Genomic DNA, 12,005 nt, shown 5'->3' with positions numbered 1-12,005 from the left:
GCCTCAGGTCGCGGTGTCCTCCGCGCGGGGTTCCAGGACCACGACCGCGGTCTCCGCGGGGCGCCGCGCGGCGAAACCGTCGAGGCCGTCGTCGTACCCGCGCCACCGCTCCCACAGGCGTGCGCGCTCGGCGCCCTGCGCGGCACGTGCGTGCACCGCGCGCGTCGCGCCGTCGAGGACGACCGTCGTGTCGGGATGTGCCTGGAGGTTGAGCCACCAGGCCGGCTCGGGCGCGGCCCAGCCGTTCATGGCGAGGGTCACGAGGTTCGGGCCGTCCTCGAAGTAGCCCACGATCACCGCGTGCTCGCGGCCCGTGCGACGCCCGACGGTGCGCAGCAGGAGGGTGCCCCACTTCTGCGGGCGGGGCTTCCAGAGCCCACGGCGCCCGCCCGTGAGGCGGTAGTACCCGCGGTGCACCACCCACGCCGAGCGCACGAACCAGCGTGGCGGGACCCGCGGTGGGCGACCGGGAGCAGCGGCAGACGTCTCGGACATTGGTGACCCGTCCCGTGTCGAAGAGGTGTCGAAGAGGTGTCGAGGGGAGGTCGACGCGCCTACGGTCCCGCTCCCGACGTGCTGAGTCAATGCTCCAGGACGACGTCGTCCGGCGACTTGTCGCGCCGCCACCCCTTCCACACGGGGTGGCGCAGCTTCCCGAACGGGATGTCGTCGCCCTCGCTCTCGCTCGACTCCTGGCCTGCCGTCGTCCACTCCGCGTAGACGACCTCCGCGACCCGCCGCGGCGACACCCAGCGCGCGTCGCGCGCGTCGTCGCGCGGCACGCCCACGGCGGCCGGCGTCGTGCGCTCGATCCGCCCGAGGTCGGTGACGAGGTCGCGGCGCTCCGCGTCCGTGAAGCCCGAGCCCACACGTCCCACGTAGACGAGCCGGTCGCCGTCGAGCACGGCGAGCAGGAGCGAGCCCACGAGATGCGTCCTGTCGCCGTGACCCGGCCGCCACCCCACGACGACGACCTCCTGCGACTGCGCGTGCTTGAGCTTGAGCCACAGCGCCGAACGACGGCCCGACGAGTACGTCCCGTCGCGCCGCTTCGCCACGACGCCCTCGAGCCCGAGCCGCCGGGACGTCTCCATCGCGGCGTCGAGGTCGCCGTCGAACACGGGCGGCACGTGCACCGGCGCCCGGGTGTCGCCGAGCAGGTCCTCCAGGATCTCGCGGCGCTCGTCGTACGGACGCTTCCCGAGCGACCGGCCCGCCGTCTCGAGCAGGTCGAACACCATGAGGTCGACCGTGACCTTGCGCCGCGCAGCCGCGACGTCCGCCGGCTTCGCGATGTTCGCGCGCTGCTGCAGCCGCCGGAAGCTCGGACGCCCGCGCGCGTCCAGCGCGACGATCTCGCCGTCGAGCACGACGGGCAGCGCGTCGGCCGGCACCTGCTCCGCGAGCGCCTGCAGCTCCGGGTACGTCACCGTCATGTCCTTGCCCGAGCGGCTCACGAGCCGGACCTTGCCGTGCGACACGTACGCGAGCGTCCGAAAGCCGTCCCACTTCATCTCGAACGCCCACGCGTCGCCGTCGGCCAGGTCCCCCGCGGTCCCGACGGACGCCAGCATCGGCCGCCAGTCCGTCCGGGCCGGCGTGGGTTCGTCGTGGTCGGGTCGCGTGGCGCCCTGGTGAGACGACGACGAAGCGGGGGGCGGGGAGGGGGCGCCGGGTCGTGGCGGGTCTGGCGGGAGCGGCGAGGAACGAGCCGCGGATGGTAGACCCGGCGCCCCCTCCCCGACCCCCGCGCCGCGACCCCGACCCCGACCGTCCGACGTGCCCTCCGTCTTCGGCGCCATGAGGTGGATGAGCCAGTTGTTGTCCTCACGGCCGTCGCGGCCGCCCGTGTGGATGAGCGCGAGGCGGCGCGTGCCGTGCTGCTCGCCGTGGAGCGTGACGATGACCTCCTTGCCGTCGCGCCACTTCTCGAGCTCGTACGTGCCTGCGTCCCAGATCGTCACCTCGCCCGCGCCGTACTCGCCCTTCGGGATCTCGCCCTCGAAGGACCCGTACGCGAGCGGGTGGTCCTCGGTCTGGACCGCGAGGTGGTTCTTCTTCGGGTCGGTCGGCTCGCCGCGGGGCAGCGCCCAGCTCACGAGGACGCCGTCGTGCTCCAGGCGGAAGTCCCAGTGCAGGCGCCGGGCGTGGTGCTCCTGGATGACGAAGCTGTTGCCCTCGCTCGGGGGCGGGGCCTCGTCGGGGACCGGTTCGGGCGTGCGGTTCGCGTCGCGCATCGAGCGGTAGGTCTGCAGGCGGTCCGGTCGGTCGCCGGGGTCGTCGTCGCCGTCGTCCCGGGCGGCGCGGCTGCGCCGCGCGCGTCCGCCGTTCGTGCCCGACGACGCCGCGCCCTTGCGCTCGAACGTCGCCATGCGCTCGGGCGTGGGTTCGAGAGCGGACAGGTGGCCCTGGGTGAGGGCGGCGAGCGGGTCTCCCAGGGTGCGGACGCGCTCGACCACCTCGTCCTTGTCGAGGTGGCGCAGGTCCGGGTCGTCGAGCTCGTCCCACGTGCGGGGTGCGGCGACGGTCGGGTGCTCGCGACCGCGCAGCGAGTAGGGCGCGATCGTCGTCTTGTTGCCGTTGTTCTGGCTCCAGTCGACGAGCACCTTGCCGCCGCGCAGCGACTTCTTCATGTCGCTCACCACGAGGTCGGGGTGCTCGGCCTCGAGGTAGCGCGCGAGCTCGTGCGCGACGGCGGAGACCGCGGCCGCGTCCTGCTTACCGTCGAGCGCGGCGTACAGGTGGATGCCCTTGGAGCCGCTCGTCACGGGCAAGGGGTCGAGGCCCATGCCCTGGAGGATCTGCCGGGCGTGCCGCGCGACCTCGGCGCACTCGGGCAGGCCGGCGCCCGGTCCGGGGTCGAGGTCGAGCACGAGCCGGTCCGGGTTCAGGTGCGCGCCGGTGCGCCCGAACTGCCACTGGGGCACGTGCAGCTCGAGCGAGCCGGTCTGCCCGAGCCACGTCAGCGTCGCGAGGTCGTTGACGAGCACGTAGTCGTTCGCGCTGTTCTTGTGCTGGATGCGGCGGGTGCGCACCCAGGACGGGACGCCCTGGCCGGCGTTCTTCTGGAAGAAGACCTGTCCGTCGACGCCGTCGGGCCAGCGCTTGCGCGTCGCGGCACGGTTCGCGCAGTGGGGGAGCATGACGTCGGCGACGGCGGCGAGGTACGCGAGGACGTCCGCCTTCGTCGTGCCGGTCGCGGGGTACAGCACCTTGTCGAGGTTCGTGAGCCGCAGGCGGTGGCCGTCGACGTTCACCGTCTCGCCTGCGCTACGGCTCGAGGAGGTGGCCATGGGGCCCATCGTGGCGCGCGGGAGTCGAGGTCGCGCGCCGGAGAGCAGCCGGGGCCGTCCAGGGTCAGGGACCGACGACCCGCCCGACGGGACGTTCGCGGGAACTTCTCGACGCCCCCGACCGTGGACACTGGAGGAGGCGACCGGTCCGTCCGGCACCGCCCGACCGATGGCAGGAACCGAGAGGAACACCGTGACGCACCTGACGACCGACGACGTGCCGCTCCCCGCGGAGATCGGTCCCCGCGTCCGTGAGTTCCGGCGCCTCATGATGACGTACAAGTTCGGCATCGACGAGGTGATGACGAAGATCACGGTCCTGCGTGACGAGTTCCGCCACGTCCACGACGACAACCCCATCGAGCACCTGGGCTCGCGGCTCAAGTCGCTCGACTCGATCGTCGCCAAGGCGCGGCGCAAGGGGATCCCGCTCACCCCCGACGCCGTGCGGGAGCACATGTTCGACGTCGCGGGCGTGCGCGTGACGTGCGCCTTCGTCTCCGACATCTACCGTGTGCGGGACCTGCTCGTCGGCCAGCGCGACCTGACGGTGCTCGAGGAGCGCGACTACATCGCCCGGCCCAAGGCGAACGGCTACAAGAGCCTGCACCTCATCGTCAAGGTGCCGGTCTTCCTGTCCGACGGCGTCGAGGACGTCGTGGTGGAGATCCAGCTCCGCACGATCGCCATGGACTTCTGGGCGAGCCTCGAGCACAAGATCTACTACAAGTACCAGCGCGACGTCCCGCAGCACCTCACGGACGCGCTCAAGCTCGCGGCCGACGTCGCCGCGACCCTCGACACGACCATGGAGCGGATCCACGACGAGGTCCGCGGCCTCGAGGGCGCGCCCGAGCCGGTCGAGAGCACGGACGCGCTCGTCACGCCGCGCGAGATGATCGAGACCTTCATGCGCACCGCCCAGGTCGCCGACGAGGCGTTCCACGAACGACGCCACGACGGCTGACGCGCTCGCCGTCGTGGCGTCGCTCAGGTCCAGCGGAAGAATCGTGCCGCGACCAGCGCGCAGAGGACGACGGCCCCGCCGAGCGCGGCGACGTGCAAGGCCTCCACGGGCTGACCCGCCCACGCGTCGCCCAGGGCCTGCACCGAGGCACCGAACGGCAGGAGCTCACCGACGCGGGCGACCGGCTCGGGCAGGTTCGACACGTCGCCGAACATGCCGCCCGTCGCGCCGAACGCGAAGAACGCGACGAGGCCGATCGCGAGGGAGGCGTTCGGCGTGGGCGAGACCGCGGCGACGAGCATCCCCACGGCGTACATCGCGGTCGCCGAGAGCGCGAAGACCCCCACCGCGACCCACGGCGAGGCGGGCGGCTGGGCGTCGAACGCCGCCGTCGCGACGACGAGCGCGAGCGTGACGCCGAGCGCCGTCTGGGCGGCGCTCACCACGACCTGCGCCACGAGGACCATCGCGGGCGACGCCGGGGTGACCGAGAGACGCTTGAGGACCCCGGTGCGGCGGTACGAGGCGAGAAAGCTCGGCATGTTGATGACGCCGACGATGCCGACGACGATCGCGAGGACGACCGGCACGACGAACACGTCGAACGCTGTGCGACCGTCCGAGCCGGGGAGGACGATCTCGGTCGCGTCGCTGATCCCGTACATGACGAGGATGAGCAGCGGCATCCCGAACGGCATGACGAGGCCGGCGGTGTCGCGTACCACCATCTTCGCCTCGGCCACGACGAGCGCCGCCCACGCCCGTGGGCCTGGACCGGACGAGGTCCGGGCGGTCTGGCCCGTGGGGGACTGGCTTGTGGTGGTCCGGCTGGTGATGGTCATCGGACGGTCTCCTTCTCGGTGGGGTGCACGGGGCCGTCCTGCGCCAGCGAGCGGCCGGTGAGGGCGAGGAAGGCGTCGTCGAGCGTGGCGCGCTCGAGGCGGGTCTCGGTCGCGACGACGCCCGCACGCACGAGCGCGGTGCTCACCTCCTGGAGGAGCTCGCCACGGCCGGTCACGACGACCTGCTCCCCGCGGACCTCGACCCCGTCCACCCCGGGAACGGCGTCCAGGAGCGCGGCCGGGAGCGGCTCGGCGACCCGGAACCGCACCCGTTGGTCCAGCCCCGCACCTGCCACAAGACCCGCCGGGGTGTCGTGCGCCACGACGCGCGCGTCGTCGAGGAGGGTGACGCGGTCGCACAGCCGCTCGACCTCCTCCATGAGGTGCGAGACGAGCAGGACGGTCGCGCCGCCGTCGCGCAGGGACTCGACGACTGCCCACACCTGACGACGGGCCTGCGGGTCGAGGCCCGTGGTGAGCTCGTCGAGGATCACGACGCGCGGGTCGCCGACGAGCGCCACGACGATGGCGACCCGCTGCTGCTGCCCGCCGGAGAGCTTCGCGTACCGCACGTCGCGCTGCTCGTGGAGGCCCAGGGTGTCGATCAGCTCGTCGGGGTCCCGGCCGGTCCGGTAGAACGTGCGGTAGAGGTGCGCCAGCTCGCGCACGGTCAGCGCGTCGTGCAGGGAACCGGACTGGAGCTGCACCCCCAGCAGGCTGCGCACCGCGGCGCGATCGGTGAAGGGGTCGAGCCCCGCGACCCGGACCGACCCGCCGTCGGGCCGGCGCACCCCGGCGACCATCTCGACCGTCGTCGTCTTGCCCGCGCCGTTGGGCCCGAGGATCCCGAGGACCTCGCCCTCCGCGGCGACGACGCTCACGTCGTCCACCGCGACCTTCTCGCCGTGCCTGCCGCGGTAGTGCTTCGTCAGGTTCCTCGCGTCGACGGCGCTCGTCACGGTCCACGTCCCTTCGTCCGGCCTGTGCCTGGTCCTCGCCGGGTCTGTCCGTCGCCTTGGTGGTGACGCCCCTGGGTCCCGAGGGCCGCTCTCGACGCTAGGGACCGCGAGGTGCCGGGCGCGCGTGCCGGTCGTCACCGGTGCCGACCGTGACTTCCGGCACGTCGCGCCGGGGACGGCGGTCCGTAGGGTGGAGGGATGGGGCGCAGGGATCCGGAGACGTGGGCGGGTGTCGCGATGCTCGTCGTCGTCCTCGGTCTCGGTGCGCTCGTCCCGGTCGCCGCACGCGAGGCGATGACCATCCCGGTCGGCGCCTGGCTCTCCGTGTTCGCGGCGTTCGTCGTCGTGACCGTGGTGCTCGTCTTCGGCGCACGGTTCGCGACGCCGCGCGCGTACGCGCTGCTGGCCGTCCAGGTCGTGCTCGTCGGGGTCCTGGTGCTCACGGCTCCCGGGGCGGGGTGGCTCCCGATCCTGCTCGTCGCGGTCGCGGCCCTGAGCGTGTACGTGGTCCCGGTGCCGGTGACCGCCGCCGTGGTCGTCGTGAACGTCGTCGTCGTGAGCGTCTCCGTCGGCCTCCGGGCGTCGCTCACCGACGCGCTGCTCTCCGGGGTGATCTACCTTCTCCTCCAGGTCGCGAGCGTCGGCTCGACGCTCGCGCTCCAGCGCGAACGCAGCATGCGCGAGCAGCTCGCGGCGGCCCACGTCGAGCTGCGCGCCGCGGCCGTCCTGCGTGACGAGTCGACCCGCTCCGACGAGAGGCTGCGGATCGCGCGCGAGCTGCACGACGTGCTCGGGCACCAGCTCACGGTGCTCGCCCTCGAGCTCGAGACCGCGAGCCACCAGGACGACGAGCGGGCGCGCGAGCACGTGCTGCGCGCCAAGGAGGTAGCGCGCGAGCTCCTGGCCGACGTGCGCGCGACCGTGGGGGAGCTGCGGCGCCGAGCGCCCCGCCTCCGCGAGGCGATCGAGGCGCTCGTCGAGCGCGTCGGCTCGCCCCGCGTGCACGTCCTCGTGGACGACGACGTCGCGGTCGACGAGGAGCAGACCGTCGTGCTCGTGCGCGCCGTCCAGGAGATCGTCACGAACGCGATCCGGCACGCCGACGCGACCGAGCTCACCATCACTGTCGACGCCCGGGACGGCACCGTCCGCCTCGTCGCCCTGGACGACGGGCGCGGGGCGTACCGTGTCGAGCCGGGCAACGGCCTGCGGGGTCTCACCGAGCGCGTGCGAGCCCACGGCGGCAGCGTGCGGCTCGACGGCAGGTCGGGCTTCCGGGTCGAGGTCGAGCTCGCGGCCGAGCCTGTGCTCGCCGACGGAGGGGCGGCCCGGTGAGCGGCAGCGCGACCGACCCCGCGAGCAGGGCCATGATCCGGGTCCTGCTCGTCGACGACCAGACGCTCGTGCGGCAGGGCATCCGGAGCCTGCTCGGGCTCGCGCCGGACATCGACGTCGTCGCGGAGGCCGAGGACGGCATGACGGCGCTCGCGGCGGTGCGCGAGCACGCGCCCGACGTCGTGCTGCTCGACCTCCGCATGCCGCGCCACGACGGGATCTGGGCGCTCGAGGCGCTGCGCGAGAGCGGTCTGGACGTCCCCGTGCTCGTGCTCACGACCTTCGATGACGACGAGCTCGTGCTCCGTGCGCTGCGCGCAGGAGCGCGCGGCTACCTGCTCAAGGACGTGACGCTCGAGCAGCTGACCGGTGCGGTGCGGGCGCTCGCCGGTGGCGGGACGCTCGTCCAGCCGTCGATCACCGACCGGCTCCTGCGGGCCGTCCGCGGGGGAGCGGCCTCCGTCGACGACGAGCCCGACGGGACGGTGCTGGTCCAGGAGCTCACCGCGCGCGAGCTCGAGGTGCTGCGCCTCGTCGCCGCGGGGTACTCGAACCGGGAGATCGCGCACGCGCTCTTCCTCGCGGAGGGCACCGTGAAGAACCACGTGTCGACCCTGCTGCTCAAGCTCGGGGCGCGGGACCGCACGCGCGCGGTGCTGCGCGCACTGCACCACGGCGTCCTCGGCTGAGGGGACGCTCGGAGAACGCGTCAGAGCATGGTCTGGACGCCGATCCGGACGCGGTCCCCGACGTCCACCCCCTCGGCGCGGCGCACGGCGGCCTTGACGGGCAGGACGTACGTCTTGCGGCCCGCGTCGGGGAAGACCGACGTCGACCAGCGCTGCGCCCCGAGCGTCACCTCGACCTTGACCGAGCCGAACCCCGCGGGCGGGAGCGGCAGCTCCGCGATCTCGTCGCTCACGTCCTCGGGCAGGGCGGCGAACACCCAGCTGTCGGTGCGTGCCTCCCACCGCCAGAGCTCGGTCTCGAACTCGTACCGCGTCCCCGTCATGCGTCCCATCGTCCCGCGCGGCACCCACACGGTCACGACCTTTCCGAGGTCCGGGGCCGGTATGGGCTCGCGGACGCGCGTGCCGGGAGCCACCATGGACGGATGAGGGCCATCTGGAAGGGCGCCATCACGTTCGGTCTCGTCAACGTCCCCGTCAAGGTGTACTCCGCGACGGAGGACCACGACGTGCCGCTGCACCAGGTGCACGACAAGGACGGTGGGCGCATCCGCTACCGGCGCGTGTGCGAGATCGACGGTGAGGTGGTGCCGTACGAGCACATCGACAAGGCGTACGACGACGGCGAGAGCACCGTCGTGCTGACGAAGGACGACTTCGCGGCGCTCCCGGCCGAGCGCAGCCGCGAGATCGAGGTCGTCGAGTTCGTGCCCAGCGAGCAGATCGACCCGATGCTGCTCGACCGCAGCTACTACCTGGAGCCGGACTCCAAGTCGAACAAGGCGTACGTCCTCATGCGGCGCACGCTCGAGGAGACCGACCGCACCGCGATCGTGAAGTTCGCGCTGCGCCAGCGCACCCGCCTCGCCGCGCTGCGCGTGCGAGACGACGTGCTCGTGCTCCAGACGCTGCTGTGGGCCGACGAGGTGCGCGAGGCCGCGTTCCCGTCGCTCGACGACGAGGCGAAGGTCACGGAGAAGGAGCTCGCGATGTCGTCGCAGCTCGTCGCCAGCTTCGAGGCGGACTTCACGCCCGAGGACTACGAGGACGAGTACCAGGCCCAGCTCCGCCAGCTCATCGAGGCGAAGATCGAGCAGGGGGACGCGCTCGACACCGCCGAGACGTTCGGCGAGCAGGCGGAGGAGGGCGAGGGCGCCGAGGTCATCGACCTCATGGAGGCACTGCGCAAGTCGGTCGCGTCGTCGAAGAGCGCGCGGTCGGGAGGGTCGTCGTCGAAGGGCTCCGGCTCGGGCTCCTCGGGCACGACGTCGAAGGGCGGCTCGACCCGCAAGGCCGCCTCGTCGTCGGGGTCGAGCACCCGCTCGAAGAGCAGCAGCGCGAAGGACAGCCCCGCGAAGACTCCGGCGAAGAAGAGCGCGAGCCGCTCGACGGCGTCCAAGGAGAAGTCGACCGCGGCGAAGACGACGCGCAAGAAGGCGTCGGCGTAGGCGGCCGCGGCCGCCCGCCCGCCCGCGGCGGACGCCGCCGATGAGTTCGGCGCGCCCGACCCGTCGTACGGATGGGCGGCCGGCCGGCCGAGACCTACCGAGGAGCGGAGCAGACGATGCGCGCGATAGTCCCCAGCCTGTGGTTCGACGGCAACCTCGAGGAGGCCGTCGCCTTCTACGCGAGCGTCTTCCCCGACGCGAAGGTCGGTGACGTGTTCCGCCAGCCCGACGGCACGGCCGTCTCCGCCGACTTCGAGCTCGCCGGTCAGCGGTTCGACGCGATCAACGGCGGGCCGCAGTTCTCGTTCACCGAGGCGGTGTCGTTCGTCATCGAGTGCGAGTCCCAGGAGGAGGTGGACCACTACTGGTCCGCGCTCACCGGCGACGGCGGCCAGGAGTCCCAGTGCGGATGGCTCAAGGACAAGTTCGGGCTGTCGTGGCAGGTCGTGCCCGTCGAGTTCCTCGCGATGCTGCAGGACCCCGACGCGGCGAAGGTGCAGCGCGTCGTCGACGTGATGATGACGCAGAGCAAGCTCGACCTCGTGCCCTTGCGGGCGGCGTACGTCGGCTGACGCCCGCGCCGCTCCTGGTGGCGCATGCACAGGTGGTTCGTCGGGGATGTCCAGACCGTCCCCAGGTCTGGTTGAATGCGCTCGACATCTCCGCCGACGGCCCGCGCCGTCCCTCGTGAAGGACCACGAACCGAGTGAAGAAGCTCCTTGCCGGCGCCCTGGGGACGGTGCTGGCCCTCGGCGGGCTGGGTGTCGCCACCGCGACCCCCGCAGTCGCCGCAACCCAGTACGTCCAGCCTTACTGCAACGCCCTCTCCGTCAGCTTCGACGGGTACCCCGACGGAACGACGTTGACCTTCGTCCTCGACGGCGAGACCGAGACCGTCACCTTCGGCGGGTCCCACGGCTTCTGGCGCGACCTCGAGTGGTCGACACCGCACGACTGGAGCGTCGTCGTCGACGCCCCGGAAGGCTCGGACGGCGACTTCTCCGACAGCGGCACCACCGCTCCGTGCGACTCCGACCCCGAGATCTCAGCGTGGGTCGACGCGTCGTGCGGCGAGATCGTCGCGTCCGTCTCGAAGTACCCGGCGGGCTCGCGAGTCGTGACGACGATCGACGGGGCGGTCCTCTCGGACGAGACGTTCGACGGCTCCTCCGGGCACGCGTGGTCGCTCGACTGGAGGACTGCGCACGACTGGTCCGTCGTCCTCGACGCTGCTGACGACACGCTCGACCGGACGTGGTCGGGGACCACCGAGCCGTGCAGGTTCGACCCGAGCCTGAGCGTCGACGTCAACGCCTACTGCGAGTCGATGTCGGTGTCGGTCGGCGGATATCCGGTCGGTACAGCGGTCGTCGTGCGCGTGGGAGTCGACGTCGTCGGCGAGGGCGCGATCGACGAGAGCGGGTACTTCTGGGGCGACTGGCCCGTCGACGGGTCGTCCGCGCAGGAGTGGACGGTCGAGATCGATGCCGTCGACGACGCGCTGGACCGGACCGAGTCCGGCGTCTCCGAACCCTGCTGGGTGCCGCCGACGACGGTGGAGCCCGTGACCCCGGCGGTGGTGACGGACTGCTCGGCCACGCCGGACGACGTCGTGCTGCCGGACGACACCGAGGGGATCTCGTACACCCGCGCGGACGCGGGCATCGTCGCGACGGCCGCACCGGGGTACGAGTTCCCGTTCGGTCTCGACCAGTGGCGGCCGCACGGCGACGGACAGCTCCTCCTCGGCTGGTATGCGGCGCTGCGGCCGTCGTGCGCGTTCGAGGGCGTCTCCGTCCAGCCGGTGTGCGTCGAAGGTGTCGCCTACCTCGACATCTCCGTGACACCGCCAGCGGGGGCTACCGAGGACAACTCGACCTTCTACATCGAGTGGCAGGGCCCGGGCGGCGGTTACGAGGTCGTCTACGGGGACGCCGGGTTCGGCCACCCCTGGACGGCTCGCCATCGATGGCCGGGTTTCGTCACGCACGACGACGGGACCGTCTCTCCGAAGAACGACCCGACGTGGCGTCTGGACGACGTCGATCTGGTCCTCTACGCGACGGTCGATACCGAAGGACGTTCCTACTCGATCGGGTACGACGCGCGCGTCGAGGACGCTCCGACCGCCGATCCCTGTGCCGACGATCCTGGTCCCCGCTTCTCCGTCGAGGCCCGAGAGCGCCGGCTCGCGGGCAAGGCGTACGTCGCGGTGCGCGTCGTCAACGAGGACGACAGTGCGGCGGACATCCGCGTCGTGACACCGTTCGGTACCAGGGAGTTCGCCGGGGTCGCGCCGGGAACGAGCGCCTACCAGGCGTTCGCGGTCCGTCCCGCCGGACCCACGGAGGGCGAGGCCGTCGTGACCTTCACCACGGACGTCGACGGCCAGTTCCTCACGCGGGAGCGGACCGTCTCCTTCTGGATCGGCTGGTAGCGCCGGACGACGCGGCCGGCGACGTCTCGAGCGAG

11 protein-coding genes are annotated in these 12,005 nt (G+C 72.3%); 6 read left to right on the top strand and 5 right to left on the bottom strand.

The genetic code is table 11. The annotated features are described in order from the left end of the window. Positions 1 to 3: 3 nt before the first annotated feature. Positions 4 to 495, bottom strand: a complete 492-nt coding sequence (locus tag ACMXGY_RS13435) for a nitroreductase/quinone reductase family protein (protein ID WP_483773492.1) — start codon at positions 493 to 495, stop codon at positions 4 to 6. Positions 496 to 581: 86 nt separating this feature from the next. Next, positions 582 to 3,293 (bottom strand): ATP-dependent DNA ligase, encoded by a 2,712-nt coding sequence (locus ACMXGY_RS13430; protein WP_483773491.1) that lies wholly within the window; start codon positions 3,291 to 3,293, stop codon positions 582 to 584. 268 nt (positions 3,294 to 3,561) lie between these two features. Here ACMXGY_RS13430 and ACMXGY_RS13425 point away from each other — a divergent pair, with 268 nt between their 5' ends. Then, complete coding sequence (locus ACMXGY_RS13425) at positions 3,562 to 4,260, top strand: GTP pyrophosphokinase (protein ID WP_483776864.1); 699 nt, start codon at positions 3,562 to 3,564, stop codon at positions 4,258 to 4,260. Between the two features lie 23 nt (positions 4,261 to 4,283). Here the strand turns inward: ACMXGY_RS13425 and ACMXGY_RS13420 are convergent, their stop codons facing one another. Then, the gene (locus ACMXGY_RS13420) at positions 4,284 to 5,102 is read right to left on the bottom strand and encodes an ABC transporter permease (protein ID WP_483773490.1); all 819 of its coding nucleotides are present in this window, start codon (positions 5,100 to 5,102) and stop codon (positions 4,284 to 4,286) included. Beyond that, positions 5,099 to 6,061, bottom strand: a complete 963-nt coding sequence (locus tag ACMXGY_RS13415) for an ABC transporter ATP-binding protein (RefSeq protein ID WP_483773489.1) — start codon at positions 6,059 to 6,061, stop codon at positions 5,099 to 5,101. The genes ACMXGY_RS13420 and ACMXGY_RS13415 overlap by 4 nt, the downstream gene beginning before the upstream one ends. Before the next feature lie 198 nt (positions 6,062 to 6,259). Between ACMXGY_RS13415 and ACMXGY_RS13410 the strand changes: the two genes are divergently transcribed. Together ACMXGY_RS13410 and ACMXGY_RS13405 are read left to right on the top strand one after the other, a co-directional pair. Beyond that, positions 6,260 to 7,396 (top strand): sensor histidine kinase, encoded by a 1,137-nt coding sequence (locus tag ACMXGY_RS13410; protein ID WP_483773488.1) that lies wholly within the window; start codon positions 6,260 to 6,262, stop codon positions 7,394 to 7,396. After that, complete coding sequence (locus ACMXGY_RS13405) at positions 7,393 to 8,085, top strand: response regulator (RefSeq protein WP_483773487.1); 693 nt, start codon at positions 7,393 to 7,395, stop codon at positions 8,083 to 8,085. Before ACMXGY_RS13410 ends, ACMXGY_RS13405 begins: the two co-directional genes overlap by 4 nt. A 20-nt stretch (positions 8,086 to 8,105) precedes the next feature. Here the strand turns inward: ACMXGY_RS13405 and ACMXGY_RS13400 are convergent, their stop codons facing one another. Beyond that, positions 8,106 to 8,408 carry a DUF1905 domain-containing protein gene (locus ACMXGY_RS13400; RefSeq protein ID WP_483773486.1) on the bottom strand — a complete coding sequence of 101 codons (303 nt, stop codon included), beginning with the start codon at positions 8,406 to 8,408 and terminating at the stop codon, positions 8,106 to 8,108. Positions 8,409 to 8,510: 102 nt separating this feature from the next. On the opposite strand from ACMXGY_RS13400, the gene ku reads away from it, so the two are divergent. From ku to ACMXGY_RS13385, 3 genes are all read left to right on the top strand, one after another. Next, positions 8,511 to 9,533, top strand: coding sequence for a non-homologous end joining protein Ku (gene ku, locus ACMXGY_RS13395; RefSeq protein WP_483773485.1), 1,023 nt, complete (start codon positions 8,511 to 8,513; stop codon positions 9,531 to 9,533). Positions 9,534 to 9,649: 116 nt separating this feature from the next. Continuing rightward, positions 9,650 to 10,105, top strand: a complete 456-nt coding sequence (locus tag ACMXGY_RS13390) for a VOC family protein (RefSeq protein ID WP_483773484.1) — start codon at positions 9,650 to 9,652, stop codon at positions 10,103 to 10,105. Between the two features lie 134 nt (positions 10,106 to 10,239). Next, positions 10,240 to 11,970, top strand: a complete 1,731-nt coding sequence (locus tag ACMXGY_RS13385) for a hypothetical protein (RefSeq protein WP_483773483.1) — start codon at positions 10,240 to 10,242, stop codon at positions 11,968 to 11,970. Positions 11,971 to 12,005 lie beyond the last annotated feature (35 nt).

It is taken from the genome of Cellulosimicrobium sp. G4 BAM 1002 (assembly GCF_057126935.1).
The sequence above is the reverse complement of the archived record's forward strand: the minus strand, read 5'-3'. Positions and strand labels throughout refer to the sequence as shown.